At 73.4% G+C, this 20415-nt stretch carries 18 protein-coding genes and 1 pseudogene; 4 read left to right on the top strand and 15 right to left on the bottom strand.

All coding sequences use genetic code 11. The annotated features are described in order from the left end of the window. The coding region (locus SSOG_RS17320) for a tetratricopeptide repeat protein (protein WP_167542494.1) at positions 1-1724 on the top strand (1724 nt) is incomplete at its 5' end. A gap of 26 nt (positions 1725-1750) precedes the next feature. Here the strand turns inward: SSOG_RS17320 and SSOG_RS17325 are convergent. Next, entirely contained in the window at positions 1751-2161 is a 411-nt protein-coding gene (locus SSOG_RS17325; protein ID WP_009715536.1) for a cupin domain-containing protein, read from the bottom strand. Positions 2162-2279: 118 nt separating this feature from the next. Here SSOG_RS17325 and SSOG_RS17330 point away from each other — a divergent pair. Both SSOG_RS17330 and SSOG_RS17335 read left to right on the top strand, forming a co-directional pair. Beyond that, positions 2280-2790 (top strand): annotated as a pseudogene (locus SSOG_RS17330) (YbaK/EbsC family protein). Then, positions 2787-3671, top strand: a complete 885-nt coding sequence (locus SSOG_RS17335) for a DMT family transporter (RefSeq protein WP_009715538.1) — start codon at positions 2787-2789, stop codon at positions 3669-3671. Before SSOG_RS17330 ends, SSOG_RS17335 begins: the two are co-directional and overlap by 4 nt. 24 nt (positions 3672-3695) lie before the next feature. On the opposite strand, the gene SSOG_RS17340 is transcribed toward SSOG_RS17335, so the two are convergent. From SSOG_RS17340 to SSOG_RS17400, 13 genes are all read right to left on the bottom strand, one after another. Beyond that, positions 3696-4478: an SDR family NAD(P)-dependent oxidoreductase gene (locus SSOG_RS17340; protein ID WP_009715539.1), complete on the bottom strand. Its 783-nt coding sequence runs from the start codon at positions 4476-4478 to the stop codon at positions 3696-3698. 120 nt (positions 4479-4598) lie between these two features. Beyond that, positions 4599-5690: an ATP-binding protein gene (locus tag SSOG_RS17345; protein ID WP_245606314.1), complete on the bottom strand. Its 1092-nt coding sequence runs from the start codon at positions 5688-5690 to the stop codon at positions 4599-4601. A 43-nt stretch (positions 5691-5733) separates the two neighbouring features. After that, positions 5734-6048, bottom strand: a complete 315-nt coding sequence (locus SSOG_RS51085) for a hypothetical protein (RefSeq protein WP_009715541.1) — start codon at positions 6046-6048, stop codon at positions 5734-5736. Next, positions 6042-6470 carry a hypothetical protein gene (locus SSOG_RS17355; RefSeq protein WP_039937895.1) on the bottom strand — a complete coding sequence of 143 codons (429 nt, stop codon included), beginning with the start codon at positions 6468-6470 and terminating at the stop codon, positions 6042-6044. Before SSOG_RS17355 ends, SSOG_RS51085 begins: the two co-directional genes overlap by 7 nt. A 162-nt stretch (positions 6471-6632) precedes the next feature. Beyond that, positions 6633-7580 (bottom strand): sigma factor-like helix-turn-helix DNA-binding protein, encoded by a 948-nt coding sequence (locus SSOG_RS17360; protein WP_009715543.1) that lies wholly within the window; start codon positions 7578-7580, stop codon positions 6633-6635. Continuing rightward, the gene (locus SSOG_RS52370) at positions 7577-8074 is read right to left on the bottom strand and encodes a hypothetical protein (protein ID WP_039937897.1); all 498 of its coding nucleotides are present in this window, start codon (positions 8072-8074) and stop codon (positions 7577-7579) included. The genes SSOG_RS17360 and SSOG_RS52370 overlap by 4 nt, the downstream gene beginning before the upstream one ends. An 83-nt stretch (positions 8075-8157) precedes the next feature. Continuing rightward, positions 8158-8958 (bottom strand): hypothetical protein, encoded by an 801-nt coding sequence (locus tag SSOG_RS17370; protein ID WP_039937900.1) that lies wholly within the window; start codon positions 8956-8958, stop codon positions 8158-8160. A gap of 311 nt (positions 8959-9269) precedes the next feature. Continuing rightward, a complete protein-coding gene (locus SSOG_RS17375) occupies positions 9270-10481 on the bottom strand; it encodes a serine hydrolase domain-containing protein (protein WP_039937903.1) in 1212 nt (403 codons plus the stop codon). 70 nt (positions 10482-10551) lie between these two features. Further along, positions 10552-11310, bottom strand: a complete 759-nt coding sequence (locus SSOG_RS17380; protein WP_050799893.1) for an energy-coupling factor ABC transporter ATP-binding protein — start codon at positions 11308-11310, stop codon at positions 10552-10554. Further along, the gene (cbiQ, locus tag SSOG_RS17385) at positions 11307-12071 is read right to left on the bottom strand and encodes a cobalt ECF transporter T component CbiQ (RefSeq protein WP_009715548.1); all 765 of its coding nucleotides are present in this window, start codon (positions 12069-12071) and stop codon (positions 11307-11309) included. Before cbiQ ends, SSOG_RS17380 begins: the two co-directional genes overlap by 4 nt. A gap of 1 nt (position 12072) precedes the next feature. Next, positions 12073-13239 carry an energy-coupling factor ABC transporter permease gene (locus SSOG_RS17390; RefSeq protein ID WP_009715549.1) on the bottom strand — a complete coding sequence of 389 codons (1167 nt, stop codon included), beginning with the start codon at positions 13237-13239 and terminating at the stop codon, positions 12073-12075. A 156-nt stretch (positions 13240-13395) separates the two neighbouring features. Continuing rightward, a complete protein-coding gene (locus SSOG_RS17395) occupies positions 13396-15654 on the bottom strand; it encodes an MMPL family transporter (RefSeq protein WP_009715550.1) in 2259 nt (752 codons plus the stop codon). A 152-nt stretch (positions 15655-15806) separates the two neighbouring features. Beyond that, the gene (locus SSOG_RS17400) at positions 15807-16376 is read right to left on the bottom strand and encodes a TetR/AcrR family transcriptional regulator (RefSeq protein ID WP_009715551.1); all 570 of its coding nucleotides are present in this window, start codon (positions 16374-16376) and stop codon (positions 15807-15809) included. 195 nt (positions 16377-16571) lie between these two features. On the opposite strand from SSOG_RS17400, the gene SSOG_RS17405 reads away from it, so the two are divergent. Beyond that, complete coding sequence (locus tag SSOG_RS17405) at positions 16572-19937, top strand: S41 family peptidase (RefSeq protein ID WP_009715552.1); 3366 nt, start codon at positions 16572-16574, stop codon at positions 19935-19937. Positions 19938-20135: 198 nt separating this feature from the next. Here the strand turns inward: SSOG_RS17405 and SSOG_RS52375 are convergent, their stop codons facing one another. Next, on the bottom strand, positions 20136-20399 hold the full coding sequence (locus tag SSOG_RS52375) for a hypothetical protein (RefSeq protein ID WP_154685944.1): 264 nt from the start codon (positions 20397-20399) through the stop codon (positions 20136-20138). Between the last annotated feature and the right edge of the window lie 16 nt (positions 20400-20415).

A 20415-nucleotide genomic window follows, 5' to 3' on the forward strand; every position in this document is an offset into this window, starting at 1 on the left:
TCTGCGGGGCGCTCCCGCAGGCGTTGCGGGTCGCCGCGGCGCAGCTGGTCTGCGACCCCGGGCGCCCGGTCGCCGATCTGGCCGACGAGCTGGGCGACGGCGACCGGCTGGCGGCGCTGGAGCTGGACGGCGACCCGGCGTCCGCCGTCCGGCGCGCCTTCACGCTGTCGTACCGCGCCCTGGCCCCCGGGCCGCTCCGGCTCTTCCGCCTGTTGGGCGTGGCCCCGGGGCCGGAGATCACCGTGCCCGCCGCGGCCGCCCTGCTGAACACCGGCGAGCGGAAGGCCGCCGGGCTGCTGCGCGCGCTGGATGCCGCGCATCTGGTCGAGTCGCCGCGTCCGGGCCGCTACCGGCCGCACGACCTGCTGCGCGAGTACGCCGCCGAGCGGGCCCGCGCCGAGTGCGGCGTCGCCGAACGCGCCGCGGCCCTGGAGCGGCTGCTCGCCTGGTACTTGCGGCACGCCGACGCGGCCACCGCGTACGGGTACACCCCGCAGGTCCGGCTGGAGCGGGACCGCGCCGGGGGCGGCGCGTTCGCCGGGCGGGACGAGGCGCTGGCGTGGCTGGAGGACGAGCGCGCCAATCTGGTCGCCGCCGTCGTCCGCGCCGCCGAGGCCGGTCCGTACCGCACCGCCTGGCAGCTCGCGGACGAGCTGCGCACGTACTTCTACCAGCGGCGCCATCTGGCGGCGTGGGAGGACGCGGCGCAGGCCGGGCTGCGCGCGGCGCGGCAGGGCGGCGATCCGCTGGGCGAGGCGGCCATGCTGCACAGCCTGGGGACCCTGTACCGGCACACCGGCGAGGTGGAGGCGTCGCTGGGCTACCACCGGTCGGCGCTGGAGGGGTACCGCCTGGCGGGGTTCGCGGAGGGCGAGGCCGCGATGCTGTGCAACCTGGGCACCCTGTACGACGACATGGGGGACATGCGGCGCGCGGCCGAGTGGCAGGACCGGGGCATCCGGATGTTCCGTACGCTCGACCGGCCCGGACTGCTCGGCCCCGCGCTCTCCAACAGCTCCGCCGTCGACGTCCAGCTCGGCGAGCTGCGGCGCGCGGTGGACCGGGCGACCGAGGCCATCGGGATCTACGGGCGCCAGGAGACCTCGTCCGGCACGGTCACCGCGATGATCAACCGCGGTCAGGCGCACCGGCTGCTCGGCGAGCCGGACCGGGCGCTGGCGGACGGCCGGGCCGCGGCGCGGCTGTGCCGGGAGCTGAGCCAGCGCCACAACGAGGCCAGCGCGCACGACCTGCTGGCCCGGGTGCACGGCGACGCGGGGCGGCCCGACGCCGCCTTCGCGCACGCCGAACGCGCCCTGGAGATCGCGGTCGAGACCAGCACCCCCAAGGACGAGGCCGACGCGCTCACCACGCTCGGCGAACTGCACCGCGCGGACGGCAGATCCGACCGCGCCGAGGCCCGGCTGACCGAGGCCCTGGACGCCGCCGCCTCCCGGGGGCTGCGGCGCCAGGAGGCCGAGGCGCACGTGGGGCTGGCCCGGCTCCGGGACGGCTCGCGCGCGTACGAGGCGGCCGCCGGTCACGCGGAACGCGCCCTGGCCATCGCCCGCGGCCAGGGGCTGCGGCTGGTGGAGTGCCGGGCCCATCACGCGCTGGCCACCCTGTGCCGCGCGCTGCGGGACCCGGAGCGGGCCGGTCGGCATGCCTCCCGCGCCCGGCACATCCGGGCCGAGACCGGCTTCCGCCCGGCACGGCTCGGCTGAGCCATGCCCTCGGCTGAGGACGCGGCTCAGCCGAGGGCGTGGCCGGTCGTGCTGTCCACGTGGTCCGGGATCTCGCCCTCGTGGCGGTCCCCCGTCGAAGCGGTGCCGGAGGGCTCGAACATCAGGATCGAACCGCCGGTCGACGACGGCTTGTGCTCGGTGCCCCTGGGGACGACGAAGGTGTCGCCCTTGGTCAGTTCGACGGTCGTCTCCTTGCCGTCGGCGTCCCGGAGGGCGATGTCGAAGCGGCCGTCCAGCACCAGGAAGAACTCGTCGGTGTCCTCGTGCACGTGCCAGACGTGGTCGCCCAGGGTGTGGGCGATCCGGACGTCGTAGTCGTTCATCCGGGCGACGATGCGGGGGCTGTAGACCTCGTCGAAGGAGGCCAGGGCCGTGGCGAGATTGACGGGCGTCGTGTTCGTGTTCATGGCGTTCATGGTCCGATCGTCCGCGGTCCGAATGGACGTGGTCTTGAACGCCGGTGCGCGTTTCCGCATTTCGGCGCCCCCGAAATGTCCTCGCGCGGCCCCGGCGTCCGCCGATAGCGTCGGCGCCATGGCCTCCGACACCCCTGACACCGCCGCCTCCGGCACCGCCGCCCATCCCCGCTTCGCCGAGGCCCTGCGCGGCCTCGGACTGGACGTGGAGATCCGCCGCTTCCCCGATGCCACCCGCACCGCCGTCGAGGCGGCCGAGGCGGTCGGCTGCGAGCTGAGCCAGATCGTCAAGTCCCTCGTCTTCGAGGCGGACGGTCTTTCCGGTGGTGGTGCTGGTGGACGGCGCGTCACGGGTCGATGTCGAGCTGGTGCGCCACGAGCTGGGCGCCGACGCGGTGCGGCGGGCGAACGCCGCGCTCGTCCGGGAGACGACGGGCTACGCCATCGGCGGCGTACCGCCCTTCGGGCACCGCACCCGCACCCGGGTCCTGGCCGACCGCCGGCTGCTGGACCACGAAGTCGTCTGGGCGGCGGCGGGCACCCCGCACGCCGTGTTCGCGCTCGATCCCAAGTCCCTGATCGCGCACGCCGAGGGGACCGTGGCCGACGTACGCGACACCGCCGCGTGACCCCGCTCGTCGCGGCCGCGGTCCTCCTCGCGGCCATCACCCACGCGAGCTGGAACGCGATCGCCCACAACATCCGCGACCAGCTGCTCTCCTTCACCCTGGTGAGCGGCGGCGGGGCGCTGTGCGGAGTAATACTGGCCTTCTTCAGCCCGCTGCCCGCGGCGGGCGCCTGGCCGTATCTGATCGCCTCCGCCGCGATTCATCTCGTGTACTACGCCCTGCTCATGCGCTCCTTCCACCTGGGCGACTTCGGCCAGATGTATCCGATCGCCCGCGGCACCGCGCCGCTGGTGGTGACCGTGCTCGCCGCGGTCTTCGCCTCCGAGACCCCGGACGGCCGCCAGGCGGCGGGCATCGCGGTGGCCTCGGCCGGGCTACTGGGCGTGGCGCTGTGGGGCGCGCGGGGCGCCCGTACGGCGGGGGACGGTGCGCCTGCGGCGGGGAACGGCGGCCCGCACGGGCTCGCCCTGGCCGCCGCCGTGGCCACCGGGCTGTCCATCGCCGCGTACACCGTGGTGGACGGCCTCGGCGTACGCGCCTCCGGCACCCCGGTCGGGTACATCGCCTGGCTGATGATCCTGCAAGGGTTCGTCATCCCCGCCTACGCCCTCGCCACCCGCCGCCGCGCCCTCGTCGTCCAGCTCCGCCCGGTCGCCCTGCGCGGCCTCCTCGGCGGGTTCCTCTCGGTCTGTGCGTACGGCCTCGTGCTGTGGGCGCAGACCCGCGCCGCCCTCGCCCCGGTGGCCGCCCTCCGGGAGTCCTCCATCATCGTGGGCGCGGCCATCGGCACCGTCTTCTTCAAGGAACGCTTCGGCGCCCCGCGCATCGCCGCGGCGGGTCTGATGGTGGCGGGCATCGGCCTGATGTGGCATCCGGGCTGAGCCCGCTTTTGATCTCCCGGCCCGTCACGCGTTCCCGATGGCCCTGCGCAGTGCGCCGCCCGACATCGTGATGCCGCCGTCCACCGGGAGGGTGACGCCGGTGATCCAGGCGGCGTCGGTGGAGGCCAGGAAGGTGATGGCGGCGGCGATGTCGGACGGTTCGCCGACCCGGCCGAGCGGGTAGATGTCGGCGGCGCGGCGCAGCGCCTCCTCCCGGCCGTCCCAGCCGGGGGTGCGGATGGTGCCGGGGGCGACGAGGTTGACGCGGACGCCGCGGGCGGCGGCGTGCCCGGCGAGGGTGCGGGTGAGGCTGCCCAGGCCCGCCTTGGCGGCGCTGTAGGCGTGGTTGCCGAAGTCCTGGAGCCCGTTGACGGAGCCGACGTTGACGATCGCGCCGCGGCCGTCGGCGGCGGCCAGGTGGGGCAGCGCGGCGCGGGCGCAGCGGAAGGCGCCGCCGAGGGTGACGTCGAGGTCCTGGTCCCATTCGTCGTCCGGCTGGTCCTCGAACAGCGGGGTGTCGGGCCGGCAGGAGTGGGCGTTGTTGACGAGGACGTCGAGCCGGCCGAAGCGGTGGACGGCGTGGGCGACGGCCGCCTCCGCGTCGGCCCGCTCGGCGACATCGCAGGCCAGCGCGTCGGCCTCGCCGCCGTCTTCGCGTATCGCCTCGGCGGCGCGGGCGGCCCGTTCGCCGTCGAGGTCGGTGACGAGGACACGGGCGCCCTCGGCGGCGAAGCGGCGCGCGGTCACCTCGCCGATGCCGCGTCCCGCCCCGGTGACGACGACCCCGTACCCCTCGAATCTGCGCACCCTGTGCTCCCTCTCGCCGCGTTCCGGACCGGGTCCTCCGCCCGGGTGGCGGGCCCGACGGATCACTGCCCGCCCGGGAGGCCCGCAGTCGCCGGGTTTCGGCCACCGCCCCGCCGCGGGTCAGTCCGGCCGGGCAGCCGGGGCCTGAGCCGGTACCGGAAGCGGGGCCGGATCCGGAAGGGGAGCCGTACGACGGGGGCGGGTCGCCTTGATGCGGTGCACCGCCGCGAGCAGATCGGTCTGGGACACCCGGGGCCGCCCGGTGCGCAGCACCTCCGCGGCCGCGTCGATCACCGCGCGGCAGATGTCGCGCCCGGTGACGTCGTCGACCTCCGCCAGCCGCTCCGGGGAGACATCGCCGTCCAGCGGCAGGGCCTCGGGCAGATGGCGGCGCCAGATCTCGGCGCGGGCCGCCCGGTCCGGGCTGGGGAAGCGCACATGCCAGACGCGGCTGTCGAACGCGGTGTCGTAGCTGGTCACCAGGTTGGTGGCGAGCACGACCAGCCCCTCGTGGCCGTCGAGCGCGGTCAGCATCTCGCTGCGCATCGCGTTCACCGCGTGCTCCGAACCGTGGCTGGTGGTCTCGAAGCGGGCGGACATCAGCGCGTCCGCCTCGTCCAGGAAGAGCACCGCGCCCTGCTCGCGGGCGGCGTGGAAGAGCGCGCCGAGATTCTTCGGGCCCTCCCCGTGGAACTTGCTCTCCAGCTGCGAGGCGCGGGCCGCGATCACGGGGCGGCCCAGCCGGTCCGCGATCGCGTGGGCGGCCAGGGTCTTGCCGGTGCCGGGCGCGCCCTCCAGGTTGACCGCCGAGCTGGGGTGCGGCTGGATGCTCCGCAGCCCCCAGTCGTCGTACAGCACCCGGCGCTGCTCCACGGTGTGCACCGCGCGCAGCAGCTGATCGAGGGTGCGGGCGGGCAGGACGAGGCGGTCGAAGCTGTGCAGCGGGGCGGTGGCGGTGAAGCGCTCGGCGCGCTCGGCCTCCGACGGTTCGTCCGCCTCGCGCCGCCGCCCCGCCTCGTCGCCGCGCGGGGGCGTGGCGGGGGCGCCGGGCGGCTGGTTGGTGATGGTGACGGTGAGCGGCTGGGGCCCGTGGTGACCGCTGAACGCCTTGGCGGCGGCGATCAGGCGGGTGCGCAGCAGGCCCGCCTCCACGTCGTCGGCGCCGTGCGGTATGCCGGTGACGGCGAAGGCGGTGGCTCCCTTGTTCTTCACTGGGGTCCTCTCTCCCATGAGCCCGGAGGCGGGTGGCGGGCGGTCAGCCCCAGACGGCGACCTGGTGGTGGGCGTGGGCGTTGCGTACGCGGTCGTCAGCCTGTTTTCCCTCGATGCGGCGGCTGTCGACGAACTGTTCTCGCGAGGTGTCGAACAGCCCCTGCACATAGGCGACATTGCCGTCGCGGATGGACTCGGAGACGGTGACGCAGCGCAGATCGGGGTCGGTCTGGAGCCGCTCGCTGCGGGCCCGGAACCAGTCGGCGAGATATTCGATGGTCACGACGACCACGTAGACCACCGCGACCGCCCCCATCCCGCCGAGCGCGACGAGGACCATGGCCAGCAGGCTCAGCACGAGGGCACCGCCTTTCCGAAGATGATGAGGTCCTTGTCGCCGAAGGCCGCGGCCAGCTCCTCGTCCAGCTGCCGGGTGCGGCAGACCCAGACCGGGGCGGGCGTGTCCGTGCCGCGCACGGGGGCGTTGTCCCCGTCGAGGAAGAAGGTCTGGACGAGGTATTCGCGGCCCCGGCGCCGCCGCAGCACGGCCCCGGCCTCCGCCTCCGGCACCCGGGGGCGGTTGCGGACCAGGAAGGCGACCACGTCGGCGTAGCCGAGGACGGCGCGCAGCGGCGCGCGCTTGGCGGCGAGGCCGTCCCGGGCCTCCCCGACCTGGTCGCCCCATTCGATGAGGGTGTCTATCTGCCGGAGCATCAGGTCGACGGTGTCGAGCAGCGGGTCGGCGACGGGCTTGTCGTCGGGGACGAGGGGCTCTGCCATGGGTTTCCTCCCGTGGGCGGTCCCGGCGCGGTGCCGGACCCGGCACCTCAGATGCTCCTCGCCCCGCGTGTCGCCGCGCGTCCCATGGCACGGCGGGAATTCTGGGGCGCGGCTGTCGTCACCGGGTACGACAGATACCGACACCCGGTGGGCGTACGGGGCCTACGCTCCGGTGCCCCGGCGCGGCGGATGGGCCCCGAGCGCGGTGAGGCGGCGCAGCAGCTGGTCGGGTTTGGTGTGCCGGGAGCAGACGTACATCGCGAACATCATGCGGATGTCGGCGGGTTTGGAGCTGATGCCGCAGGTGGTCATGGCCCGCTCGATCTGGGTGCGGACGGTGGAGACCTTCACATCGAGCTGGGCCGCGGTCTCCTCGTACGAATAGCCGTCCGCGTACCACTCCAGCGCCCGCACCTGGCCCTCGCTCAGCCCCGCCGCCCAGTTGGAGAACACCACGGGCTGGTGGGCTGGCGGCTGCTCGGCCGACGACGCCATGTAGAGCGTGTCCAGCAGGGTCAGCTGGCCGAGTCCGGTGCGGGCGCACTGCATCCGGAACAGCTCCAGGTCCTCCCGGTAGCGCTTGTCCGCGACGCCCAGCTCCTCCAGGATCCAGGCCACCCGGCCGCCGCGGGCGGTGCGCGCCAGCAGCTCGGCGAGATACGGCGGGATGGTGAGCCCGCATTCGCGCACGGCCGTGTCCAGGGCGGACGCCAGATGGGGTTTGAGCCAGTGCGGATGGTGCCGGGCGTCCCATACGGCGTTCGCCAGGACGGCCGCGCCGACCGTCTTGCCGAAGACCGCCCGCGCCCCGCACACCCAGGGGGCGACGCGCTGGCGCCACTGCTCGGCGGCCGTGCACACCACCACGTCCGACCGGCGCACCAGATCGGCGAACTGCTCGGCGGTGCCGACGCCCATCAGGTCGGCCACACACACGTCGTACTCGGCGCCGCTGATGTCGAGCCCCTCCACCGAGTCGACCTCGCAGACCACGGTCAGCCGCGGGTCCGCGTCCAGCGAGGCCACCAGGCCGCGCCGGGTCATCTCATGGTCCTCGACCACCGCCACCTGTAACGGCTGCTTGGTGCCGCGCTGGCTCTCGTCCGTCATGCGGATGCCTCCTCCTGCCCGCTCCGGGCCCGCCCGCTCTGTGCCCGCCCGCTCGTCGACCGCGCGCTCTGTGCCCGCGCGCCGCGCCGCCGTACGCCGCGTACGCGCCCCTCCCGCGCGCCCGGTGGGCGCTCGGCCGCCGCCGGTGCGGGGGCGATCGGCAGGGTCAGCGTCACCTGGGTGAGGCCGGGCACCGAGAGCACCCGCAGCGCCCCGCCGTGCTCCGCCAGCAGCCGCTGGTGGACGGCCAGGGAGCGCATCGCGGCGACACCGGCCGCCAGCGCCTCGGGCGGGAACCCGGCGCCCTCGTCGGTGACCACCAGCTCCACCACCTCCACCGGCTCACCCGGCTCCGCGCCCTGCTCGGTCACGATGTCCACGTGCAGCAGCGCCTCGTGCACCCCGGCGCTGCGCGGCACGTTGATCAGCAGCGCCCGCAGCGCGGTCTCCAGCAGCTCCACCTCGTGCGGACGGACCCGGGGCGCCGCGCCCAACAACCCCTCCGGGTGACGATGGGCTCCCCGGTGAGGGGCGTCGTTGGCCGGCCAGCGCGACCTGCCGGTGGACCATTGGCTATTCAGCGGGCACCGAACGCCGCTGAACCGGGCCGGGTGCTTGATGAAGGTGCGCAGCCGTTTTCAGGGCCGACCATCGCGACTTCCGCAGCGAGGGCGAGCTGATCGGGGTCCGACGCGTCGGCGCGCTGGAACGCGCCCAGGGTATGGCCGATGTGGTTGTGCAGTTCGATGGCGAGCAGCCGGCGCTGCTGCACCTCGTGCAGCTGAAGGCTCATATCGCCCAGGTCGGCGGCGAGTTGCAGCAGATACAGGGCGCCGCGCCGGATCAGATAGGCCAGCGCCCCGTAACCGGTGAGCCCGATCAGCACATCGGAGTGGGTGAGCGCCTCCGGGACGCCCAGGGCGATCACCGCGGCGTACGACGCGGCGACCGCGCCGGTGCCCATGACGAGGACCCGCAGCCGCTGGCCGAGGGCCGAGCCGACGCTCGCTCCGGAGATCTGCTCGGTGGTGAGCACCAGCAGCGGGGCCATGTCCTGCGCCCGGTCGGGGCCCATGACCACGACGCAGGCCCACAGGGAGGCGACGGCGGAGCACAACTCGACACCGGCCGCCAGGCTGTCGTACACGACCGGCCGGGTGGCGTCCCGGTCGTCGGCGCCGCGGTCCTCGGCGTCGCGCGCCGTCACCCGCCGGTGGTTGCGGACGATGTGCAGGGTGAACCACAGCGATTCGGCCACCACCGCGACCAGCAGCACCAGCCCGCCCGTGCGATGGGCGACATGGCCCGCGATCCCGGGCACGGTCACCGCGAACTGGATGCCGTGCATCAGCCGGAAGATCAGCAGGATGCGCAGCATCTGCCATTCCATGTCACGCCGCGCGAGCCGGTGCCGCCTGGCCGGTGGCTCCCCCGTCCGCGCGCGTGCCCCCCGTAACCCCCGTGTCTGCGCCACGCGTTCCCCCGTACTTCCCCCCGGGAGAGCCGCCCCCTACGGCTCTCACCACCGGAAGGATCCCCAGTGTGGGCAGGGCCGGAACGGCGCGACAGGGCCCCTTGGCCCCGCCGACCCGGCGTGTACGTGTGCGAGAGGGCGCGCGAAGGCAGAGAGGGGCGCGCGAAGGGAGCGCACCACGCGCTCCTGCGGAACTCCTGGCGGAACGGGCCCCGCTACGCCTCCTGGGCCGCCAGGGCCTTCCGTACGGCGCGCACCAGGGCCTGCGCCCGCGGGTCCGCCGTGACGCCGCGCTGCATGCCGTTGGTGACGTACGCGAAGCCGATCCGCGTCTCGGGGTCGGCGAAGGCGAGCGAGCCGCCCCGCCCCGGGTGGCCGAAGGAGCCCGGGCCCAGCAGCGGGCAGGCCGGTCCGTGCAGCATGTAGCCGAGCCCGAAGCGGGTCCCGACCACCAGCACCCGGTCCGGCCCGGCGGACTCCTCCGTACGGGCCAGGGTCAGCGTCGCCGGGGCGAAGAGGCGGCCGCCCGCACGGGCCGTGCGCGCCGACGGCAGCGGGCCGATCAGCGCCGCGTAGAAGCGGGCCAGCGCGTCGGCGGTGGCGACCCCGCCGGAGGCGGGCAGCCCGGCGGCGAGATAGGCGGGGTCGTTCTCGTCGGGCACCGGGCTGATCGCGCCGAACGCCCGCCGGGTCAGCGACTCCGGGTCGGCGTACGCCTCGGCCACCGACCGCTTGGGCCGCAGCCGCAGCCCCTGCGCCGCGGGCGACGCGGCCGGTGCCTCCACCGGCTCGATCCGGCCGATGCGGTCCAGCTGCTCCTCGGGCAGCCCGAGCCACAGGTCCAGGGCGAGCGGCCGGGCGATCTCCTCCGCGATCCAGCGGCCGATGGTGCGCCCCGTGACCCGCTTCACCAGCTCGCTCAGCAGCCAGCTGTAGGTCTGGGCGTGGTAGCCGTGGGCCGTGCCGGGCTCCCAGTCCGGGCGCTGGGCGGCGACGGCCCGCGGCCCGGATATGCCGTCGATGGCCTCGGCCGGGGTCAGCGGGGTGTCCAGGGCGGGCACCCCGGCGCGGTGGGCGAGCAGATGCCGCACCAGCACCCGTTCCTTGCCGCTCTCCTTGAACTCGGGCCAGTACGTGCCCACCCGGCCGTCCAGGTCGAGCTGACCGCGCTGGTGGAGCAGCAGCGGTACGGCGGAGGCGACGCCCTTGGTGACGGAGCGGACGACCTGCGCGGTGTCCTGCTCCCACGGCGCGTCATGGGCCTCCTGACCGGGATCCTTCGTACCGCCCCACAGGTCGACGGCCTTCTCGCCGTCCCGGTAGAGGACCATGGCCGCGCCGCGCTCTCCGCGCTTCGCGAAGTTCTCCGCGAAGGCGTCCCGGACCGGTTCGAATCCGTCGGCCACCGTGCCCTGGACGTCCACCACTGATCCGACTCCCACCCTGCTGATCCGACCGTGCTGCCGTCCTTATGGTGCAACGCGCCCGGCCGGGACCTCAGACCGGGGCCGTCACCGAGCGGGGGTCGAAGCCGAAGGGAAGCTCCAGCCGGTGCTCCCGCATCAGCTCCTGGTCGCACAACAAGTTCTGCGTACCCCCGTCAGCCGCGATCACTCCCCCGCTGAGCACCACGGACCGCGGGCACAGCTCCAGCGCGTACGGCAGATCGTGGGTGACCATCAGCACGGTGACGTCCAGGGAGCGCAGGATATCGGCCAGTTCGCGGCGCGAGGCCGGGTCGAGGTTGGAGGAGGGCTCGTCCAGGACGAGGATCTCCGGCTCCATGGCCAGCACGGTCGCGACCGCCACCCGCCGCCGCTGTCCGAAGGAGAGGTGGTGCGGCGGCCGGTCCGCGAACTCCGCCATCCCCACCCGGTCCAGGGCCCGGTGGACCCGCTCCGCCAGCTCCGCGCCGCGCATCCCGGCCGCGGCCGGGCCGAACGCCACGTCCTCGCGCACGGTCGGCATGAACAGCTGGTCGTCCGGGTCCTGGAAGACGATGCCCACCCGGCGGCGGATCTCGGCCAGGTTCGCCTTGGCCACCGGCAGCCCGGCGACCGTGACCGACCCGGCGCCCGCCTCCAGGATGCCGTTCAGATGCAGTACGAGGGTCGTCTTGCCCGCCCCGTTGGGGCCGAGCAGTGCCACCCGCTCACCGCGGGCCACGGTCAGCTCGACGCCGAACAGCGCCTGGTGGCCGTCGGGGTAGGCGTAAGCGAGGCCGGACACCTGGAGGGACGGCGGGGCGGAGGTCATGTGAGCATCCATCCGGTCAGGCAGACCGCCAGCGCGGTCAGCGGAAGTGCGGCGGCGTACGTCCACTGTGCACGGGACGCGGTCGCCTCGTCGATCACCGGCATCGTGCCCGTGTAGCCGCGGCTCAGCATCGCCAGATGGACCCGTTCGCCGCGCTCGTACGACCGGATGAACAGCGCCCCGGCCGACTTCGCGAGTACGCCCCACTGCCGCACGCCGCGCGCCTCGAACCCACGCGAGCGGCGGGCGATCCGCATCCGGCGCATCTCGTCGGTGATGACGTCCCCGTAGCGGATCATGAATGACGCGATCTGCACCAGCAGCGGCGGCATCCGCAGCCGCTGGAGCCCCAGCAGCAGGGCGCGCAGCTCGGTCGTCGACGCCAGGATGACGGACGCCGCGACCCCGAGCGTGCCCTTGGCCAGGATGTTCCACGCGCCCCACAGCCCGGACTGGCTGAGCGACAGCCCGAGCACCTCCACCCGTGCGCCCTCCGCGACGAACGGCATCAGCACGGCGAAGGCCACGAACGGGATCTCGATCAGCAGCCGCTTCAGCAGGAACCCGGCCGGGATGCGGGCCGTCGCCGCCACCACGGCCAGCAGCACGGCGTACAGGCCGAACGCCCACAGCGCCTCACGGGGCGTCGCGACGACCACGAGCACGAAGCAGAAGACGGCGGCGATCTTGCAGTGCGGCGGGAGGGTGTGGACCGGTGAACTGCCCGCCCGGTAGAGCGTATGCGCGTGTCCCGCGCCCATCTCAGCGCGCCTCGGCGTCGGTCTCGGCCCGGCGGCGCCGTACGACGACGAAGACCCCGGTGCCCACGGCGAGCGTCGCGCCGACCCCGATCACCCCGGCGAGGCCGCCGGAGAGCCGGGCGTCGGAGATGTCCTTGACGCCGTAGTCGGCGAGCGGGGAGTCCTTGGCGGCGTGGTCCTCGGTCTTCTGGTCGATGCCCTTGTCGGCGGCGACCTTCTCCAGCCCGTCGGGGCTGGCGGAGGCGTAGAAGCTGACGACGCCCGCGCACAGCAGCGCGGCCCCGAGCCCCACCGCCCACACCCGGCGCGCGGAGCGGCGCGGTGCGGCGGGGGCGGTGTCGGCGTCGTCCTTGGTGGCGGGCGCCGCCGTGACCGTCCGAGCGGTGGCGGGCGCGGCGGACCCGGCGGGCCGAGCGGCCCCCGCGGGCGCGGCCGAGCCACCGGACACGGCGGAGCCGTCGGGCGACGCCGGGGCCGGGGTGCGCACCGGGGCGCCGGTACGGAGTTCCAGACGGCGCGCGGCCACGTCCCGCGCGCCGTGGACGAGGTCCGGCCGTACGGCCATCACGGCGCCGACCGTCAGGGCCGTGATCGCCGCCTCGCCGATGCCGATCAGCACATGCACGCCGACCATCGCGGTGAAGACCTTGCCGATCGCGACGTCCGCCGTGCCGCCCAGCGCGTAGATCCCGGTGAAGGCGATGGCGGCGGCCGGGACGGAGAGCAGGGCGGCCGCGAAGGACGCGACGGTGACCGTGCGGCGCCGGTTCGGGGCGATCTTCAGGATGGCGCGGAAGACCCCGTAGGCCACGACCGTCGTGACGACCGCCATGTCCGTGATGTTGACGCCGAGCGCGGTGAGGCCGCCGTCCGCGAAGAGCACGCCCTGCATGAGCAGCACCACGGAGACGCACAGCACGCCCGTATAGGGGCCGACGAGGATCGCCGCCAGCGCCCCGCCGAGCAAATGCCCACTGGTGCCCGCGGCGACGGGGAAGTTCAGCATCTGGACGGCGAAGATGAACGCCGCGACCAGCCCGGCGAGCGGCGCGGCCTGCTCGTCGAGTTCGCGCCGCGCACCGCGCAGGCTGACCGCCACCGCGGCGGCGGCGACGGCACCGGTCGCCACCGACACCGGGGCGTCGATGAATCCATCGGGGACATGCATGCGGGGGCTCCGCTCGTGAGCTGCGGGTATCCGCTCGATGGTGACCTACCTGCACATCGTTCGCAAGAGCGCCCACCCCGCGAAAGCCCCGGCGGCGGCCCTTCCGCGTGGGAAGAACCGCCGCCGGGGCGTGCGTTGGCCGATTTCCGCCGTCGATTACACCCGGCTCAGCTCCGGGTCCTTGTCCGACTTTTTGGCGTCCTTTTCGTGCCCCTGCGGGGTGTCCGTTTCGAGCTGCTCGCGCAGCCCCTCACCCTCGACGTCCACGTTCGGCAGCGCCTTGTCGAGCCAGCGCGGCAGCCACCACGCGGCCTTGCCGAGCAGCCCCAGCACCGCCGGGACGATGGCCATGCGGACCACGAAGGCGTCGAAGAGGACCGCGGTGGCCAGACCGAAGCCGATCATCTTCACCATGGCCTCGGACGAGCCGATGAACCCGGCGAAGACGCTGATCATGATGACCGCGGCCGCGCTGACCACCCGTGCGCCGTGCCGGAAGCCGGTGACGACCGCCTGGCCGGGGCGCTCGCCGTGGATGTACGCCTCCCGCATGCGGGTCACCAGGAAGACCTCGTAGTCCATGGCCAGGCCGAACACCACACCGATCATGAAGATCGGCATCATGCTCATGATCGGGCCGGTCTCCTCGACGCCGAACAGGTCCGCGGCCCAGCCCCACTGGAACACCGCGACCACCGCGCCGAGCGCCGCGACGACGGACAGCAGGAAGCCGAGCGCCGCCTTGAGCGGGACCAGAATCGACCGGAAGACGATCATCAGCAGCAGGAAGGCCAGCCCGACGACCAGCGCCAGGTACGGCATCAGCGCGTCGTTCAGCTTCTGCGAGATGTCGATGTTCATCGCCGTCTGACCGGTCACCAGCACCTCGGCGCCGGTGTCGGACTTGAACGAGCCCGCCTCGTCCCGGATGTCGGCGACGACCTTCTCGGTGTCGACGCTGCTCGGCTTGTACTTCGGCACGACGGTGAGCATCGCGGTGTCACCGGGCTTGTTAAACGTCGCCGGGGTGACGGCCGCGACGCCGTCGATACCGGCGATGCTCTTGGAGACCTTGTCGACCGCGGCCTTGGGGTCGTCGCTGCCCTTGGTGTCGGCGACGACCATGAGCGGACCGTTGAAGCCCGGGCCGAAGCCGTCGGAGATCATGTCGTACGCCTGCCGCTTCTGGCTGCTGACCGGCTGCGAACCGTCGTCCGGCAGCCCCAGCTCCAGGCTGAGCGCGGGCACCGCGGCGGCGCCGAGGCCGAGCACACCGAGCAGCAGCACCGCCACCGGGCGGCGCAGCACGAACCGGGCCCAGCGGGTGCCCATGTTGGGCTTCTCCTCCGCCTGTGTGCCCTCCGCGGCGGCCGAGGCCGCCTCCGCCATCCGCTTGCGCGCCTTGCGCCCGTACACCCGCTTGCCCGCGAAGCCCAGCAGCGCGGGGATGAGGCTGATCGCGATGAGGACGGCGATGACCACCGTGCCGGCCGCCGCGAAGCCCATCTTGGACAGCATCGGGATATTGACGACCGCGAGGCCGACCAGCGCAATGACGACGGTGAGTCCGGCGAAGACGACCGCGGAGCCCGCGGTTCCGACGGCTCGCCCGGCGGCCTCCTCGCGCTCCCGGCCCTCGGCCAGTTCGGCGCGGTAGCGGGAGACGATGAAGAGCGCGTAGTCGATGCCGACCGCGAGGCCGATCATCATCGCCAGCGTCGAGGTCGTCGTGGACAGCCCGAGGGTGGTGGCGAGCGCGGTGATCCCGGAGATGCCGATGCCGACGCCGATGAGCGCGGTCAGCAGCGGCAGCCCGGCCGCCACCAGCGAGCCGAAGGTGATGGCGAGGACGATCGCGGAGATCACGATGCCGATGACCTCGGTGGAACCGGTCTCGGGCATCTCCTGGAGCGCGTCACCGCCGATCGCCACCGTGAGATCCGACTTCTGCGCCTTCTCCCCGGACTCCTTCAGGCCGTCCTTGGCGGTGTCCTCCAGCTCCATGGCGTTGACCTTGTAGCTGGTCAGGATGTACGCGGTCGAGCCGTCCTTGGAGACGGCCCGGGCCTGGTACGGGTCGGCGACCGAGGCGACCTGCGGAGAGCTGGCCTTGAGGTCGGCGACGGTCTTCGTGACCACGGCCTTGTTGGCCGGGTCGGTCATCTTCTCGCCCTGGGGTGCGCGGAAGACCACCCGGGCGGTGGCGCCGTCGGCGTTACCACCGGGGAAACGCTTCTCCAGGAGGTCGAAGGCCTTCTGGGCCTCGGTTCCCGGGATGGAGAAGCTGTCGTTGGCGGGGGGCGAGGCGGTCGCGGCGCCGACTCCGGCGACGGCCAGGAGCGCCACCCATATCAGGGCGACGAACCGGCGTCGCCGGAAGGCGAATCGACCGAGTTTGTAGAGGAACGTGGCCACGAGGAGAGGTGCTCCCGTCGAGTCGGTGTCACTGCTGGATCACTGCTGGGTACTGCTTGCAGGTGTGCGCGACCTGACCGGCGACGAGAGCGGCGCGCCGGCTGGGCTCGTATATGAGGTTGTGCGGGGTGGGTTCCGCGGGGTGGGGAGGTTCAGAGGCCGAGGGCGGGGAGGACCACGGCGTCGATGTATTGGCTGAGGAAGGCGAGGTCCGGCTCTTCGCCGTCGATCAGCGACCGGGCGATGAGGGCGCCGCACATCATGTGCACGACGTAACCCAGGGCGGGTCGGTCCGGAGCCACTTCCCCCCGGTCGACGGCACGCCGCAGCAGCGCGTCGAGCGCGGCCATCTCGGGATAGATCAGCAGCTCCCGGAGGGCCTGGTGGAGGTCCGGATGGGTGTGGATGGCCTGGGCCAGCCCCCTCATCAGGGCCGCGTCACGCTCCCGGCAGCTGTCGGTGGACCGCACGATCTCGTGCAGGTCGCCGCGCAGCGATCCGGTGTCGATGTCCTCGAGCGAAACGGGCTTGGTGTGCCGCAGCGCGGAGGCCACCAGCTGCGGTTTGCTCTTCCACTGGCGGTAGAGCGTGGCCTTGCTGGAGTGCGTGCGCGCGGCGACGGCGTCCATGGTCAGGGCGTCGTACCCGACCTCCCCGAGAAGCTCGACCACGGCCTCGTACAGCTCACCCTCCCGCTCGGGGGACAGCCGGCTGCGGCGCACCCGGGTCGTGGGCCGGTCCTCGACCGGCTGGTCGGCGGGCTGGACCGTCGGCATGGCATCCCCCTTTCGAACGAAACGGTTTCGTACTCGTTCAAGCATACGACCGCACCGGCCGCTCTTTTAGCGAAACCGACTCGTTTCGCTCGTGGTGTGCATCACAGATTGGAGTTGCTTTGCCGGACCGGGGCCGAAACCATGGATGAGGTGAGGGAAACGAGCGACACCGACCACGCGTATCTGCGATTTCCGCATCTGCACGGCGACTTGCTGTGCTTCGCCGCCGAGGACGATCTCTGGGTCGCCCCCCTGACCGCCCGTGGCGAGCCCCCCGGGCGGGCGTGGCGACTGACCGTGGACCGGACCCGGGTGGGCCACCCCCGGTTCTCCCCCGACGGATCCCACATCGCGTACACGAACTGGCGCAGCCTCGACCCCGAGATCCACCTCACCCCCGTCGACGGCGGTCCCACCCGGCGGCTGACCTACTGGGGCAGCGAGGACGCCCGGGTCTGCGGCTGGACGCCGCCCGACCCGGACGGCGTCTCCGACATCCTCGCCGTGTCCTCGCACGGCCAGCCGTTCTCCCACTTCTCCTGGGCCTACAGCCTGCCCACCGACGGCAGCCCCGGCAGTCGGCTGCCCTGGGGCCCGGTGGCCGACATCGCCGTCACCGACCGTATTCCCGGCGCCGATCAGGACAGGGCCGACCACGACGGCGTGGCCGATCAGGACGGCGCTGCGGACCGGGAGCGGCGCACCCTGCTGCTCACCGGTAAGCCGCCGCACGAGCCCGCCACCTGGAAGCGCTACCGGGGCGGCGCGACCGGTCGGCTGTGGCTGGGCGGCACCCGGCTGCTGCCCGAACTGGACGGCCACCTGGACTCGGTCATGGCCGTCGGCGGGCGGATCGCCTTCCTCTCCGACCACGAGGGCGTCGGCAACCTCTACTCCTGCCTGCCCGACGGCACCGACCTGCGCCGCCACACCGACCACGACGACTTCTACGCCCGCCACGCCTCGACCGACGGCAGCCGCGTCGTCTACCAGTGCGCCGGGGAGCTGTGGCTGGTGGACGACCTCGGGCCGGACGCCGAACCGCGCCGGTTGCGGGTGCGGCTCGGCGGGGCGCGGGCCGGGCGGCGGCCCTATCAGGTCCCGGCCGCCTCCCATGTCGACTCGCTGTCCGTGGACGCCACCGGCCGGGCCAGCGCCGTATGCGTACGCGGCAGCCTGTACTGGCTCACCCACCGCGACGGCCCCGCCCGCACCCTCGCCGACACCCCGGGCGTCCGGGTACGGATGCCCGAGATCCTGGGCTCCAGCGGACGGGTCGCCTATGTGACGGACGCGGAGGGCGAGGACGCGATCGAGATCGCGTACCTGCCGCGGGCGAGCGAGACGGGCGAGCCCCGGCGGCTGGCCGCGGGGCGTCTTGGCCGGGTGCACGAGCTGGAGCCCTCGCCCGACGGCGACCGGCTCGCCGTCGCCGCCAACGACGGACGGCTGCTGCTCGTGGACACCTCCGCGGACGGGGACGGCGAGGTCACCGAGCTGATCCGGTCGCTCAACGGCCCGGTCGCCGACCTCGCCTTCTCACCCGACTCCACCTGGCTGGCCTGGTCCCATCCGGGCATCGGGCGCACCCTGCGCTCCATCAAGATCGCGCGGCTGGCCGACCGGACCATAGTGGACGTGACCAGCGGGCGCTTCGAGGACGAGGAACCCGTCTTCACCAGCGACGGCCGCTATCTCGCCTTTCTGTCCTGGCGCGGCTTCGACCCCGTCTACGACGTGCACACCGGCGACCTCTCCTTCCCGCTCGGCTGCCGCCCCTACCTCGTACCGCTGTCCTCCGCCACGCCCTCGCCCTTCGCGCTCTCCCCCGAGGGCCGCCCGGCGGCGGGCGGGCTCGACCCGGACGACGACGCCGGGGGCGCGGACGGCGACGGCACGGTGACCGTCGAGGTGGAGGGGCTGCCCAGCCGGGTCACCGTCTTCCCGGTGGCCGCCTCCAAGTACTCCTCGCTGTGGCCGGTCAGCGGCGGCGGCCTGGTGTGGCTGCGCTGGCCGATCTCCGGTGCGCTCGGCGAGACGTTCGCCAACCCGGCCGACACCTCCGACAGCCCCACCCTCGAACACTTCGACCTGGCCAAGGCCAAGCGCTCCGAACTCACCAGTGATCTGGAGTGGTTCCGGGTCAGCGGCGACGGCTCCCGGCTCGTCGTCGTCGACGACGACGATCTGCGGGCGGTGCCCGCCACCGAGTCGGGCGACAGCGACTCCACGGTCCAGATCGACATGCGGCGCATCCAGCACACCGTGGACCCCGCGGCCGAGTGGCGGCAGGCGTACGAGGAGGCGGGCCGCATCACCCGCGCCTACTTCTGGGAGCCGGGCATGTGCGGCGTCGACTGGGACGGGGTGCTCGACCAGTACCGGCCGCTGGTCGAACGGGTCGCCTCCCCAGACGAGTTCGCCGATCTGCTGCGCGAGGTCCTGGGCGAGCTGGGCACCTCGCACGCGTACGTGAGCGCCGCGCGCCGCAACGAGGGCCCGGCCCACTACCAGCGCCCCATCGGGCTGCTCGGCGCCGACTTCACGCCGACCGAGGACGGGGGCTGGCAGATCTCCCGCATCCTGCCCGGCGAGTCCTCCGACTCCCGGGCGCGCTCGCCGCTCGCGGGCTCCGGCATCCGCGAAGGCGCCCGGCTCACCCATGTCGACGGCCGCCAGGTGGATCCGGTGGCCGGTCCCTCTCCGCTGCTGACCGCCGCGGGCGGCACCACGGTCGAGCTGACCTTCGCCTCCCCGGACGGCGAGGGCCCGCCGCGCCGGGTCGCGGTCGTCCCGCTGATCGACGAGCGGCCGCTGCGCTACCAGGACTGGGTGGCCCGGCGGCGGTCGGTGGTGCGGGAGTTGAGCGACGGGCGGTGCGGCTATCTGCACATCCCGGACATGGGCGGCTCCGGCTGGGCGCAGTTCAACCGGGACCTGCGCCGCGAGGTGTCGTTCCCCGCGCTGATCGTGGACGTCCGGGGGAACGCGGGCGGCAACATCAGCGAGCTGGTGGTCGAGAAGCTGACCCGCACCGTGATGGGCTGGGACCTCACGCGCAACGCCCAGCCGGTCTCGTACACCAGCAACGCGCCGCGCGGGCCGATCGTCGCGGTCGCGGACGAGGCGACCTCCTCCGACGGCGACATGATCACCGCGGCCTTCAAGATCCAAGGCATCGGCCCGGTGGTGGGGCTGCGGACCTGGGGCGGCGTGGTCGGCATGACCGGCCGCCATCCACTCGGCGACGGTTCGGCGATCACGGTGCCGATGAACGCCGCCTGGTTCGACGCCTATGGGTGGGGGGTCGAGAACCATGGCGTGGAGCCGGACATTCCGGCGCCTCGTTCGCCGCTGGACTGGGCGGAGGGCCGCTATCCACAGCTGGGGGTGGCCGTGCGGACGGCGCTGGAGCTGCTGGAGCGGCATCCGTCCGCGGCCCCGCCGGGCTACGGCCAGGTGCCGGACCGGCGACGCCCGAAACTCCCCCCGCGGAGCGACGGTTGAGCAGGTGAACTGAACAGCTGCCGGGTGAACTGAGCAGCTGCCGGGTGCTGTGCGGACGGACCCTGCCGTGCGGACGGACCCACGCGTGCCGGGGGCGCATCCCCTGACGGATGCGCCCCCTCGCGCACACTCTTCCGCGAGCCCTTCGGCGGAACCTCGTCAACGCGGCCCGCCGACGGGCCCGTTCGACGAGACGACTCACATCTCTTCGAACGGCTCCTGGTCCCGCATCTCGTCGCTCATGCCCTGCTGACGGCGCTCCCGGCCCATGCGCTCGGCCTGCTCACGGCTTTCCGGCCGGTCCTGGTCGCGGCGCGGCTCCTGACCCCGCTGGGATCGCTGCGCCTGCTGGCCCTGCTGGCCTCGCTGACCCTGCTGACCCCGCTGGGTCTGCTGGCTCTGCTGACCCTGCGCCTTGCGCTTGGCCTGCTGGGCCTTCTCGCTGAACTCGTCCTTCCCCATCTGCGTCACTCCTCAT

Origin of the sequence: Streptomyces himastatinicus ATCC 53653, from assembly GCF_000158915.1 — a bacterium.
GTDB lineage: Bacteria > Actinomycetota > Actinomycetes > Streptomycetales > Streptomycetaceae > Streptomyces > Streptomyces himastatinicus.

Excerpts from the sequence above, each read along its gene's own strand:
- cbiQ (WP_009715548.1), bottom strand. The coding sequence starts at position 12,071 with ATGGGCGCGGGACACGCGCATACGCTCTACCGGGCGGGCAGTTCACCG.
- SSOG_RS17360 (WP_009715543.1), bottom strand. The coding sequence starts at position 7,580 with ATGACGGACGAGAGCCAGCGCGGCACCAAGCAGCCGTTACAGGTGGCG.
- SSOG_RS17325 (WP_009715536.1), bottom strand. The coding sequence starts at position 2,161 with ATGAACGCCATGAACACGAACACGACGCCCGTCAATCTCGCCACGGCC.
- SSOG_RS17390 (WP_009715549.1), bottom strand. The coding sequence starts at position 13,239 with ATGCATGTCCCCGATGGATTCATCGACGCCCCGGTGTCGGTGGCGACC.
- SSOG_RS17355 (WP_039937895.1), bottom strand. The coding sequence starts at position 6,470 with ATGGCAGAGCCCCTCGTCCCCGACGACAAGCCCGTCGCCGACCCGCTG.
- SSOG_RS17405 (WP_009715552.1), top strand. The coding sequence starts at position 16,572 with ATGGATGAGGTGAGGGAAACGAGCGACACCGACCACGCGTATCTGCGA.
- SSOG_RS17380 (WP_050799893.1), bottom strand. The coding sequence starts at position 11,310 with ATGACCTCCGCCCCGCCGTCCCTCCAGGTGTCCGGCCTCGCTTACGCC.
- SSOG_RS52375 (WP_154685944.1), bottom strand. The coding sequence starts at position 20,399 with ATGGGGAAGGACGAGTTCAGCGAGAAGGCCCAGCAGGCCAAGCGCAAG.
- SSOG_RS17370 (WP_039937900.1), bottom strand. The coding sequence starts at position 8,958 with ATGCTGCGCATCCTGCTGATCTTCCGGCTGATGCACGGCATCCAGTTC.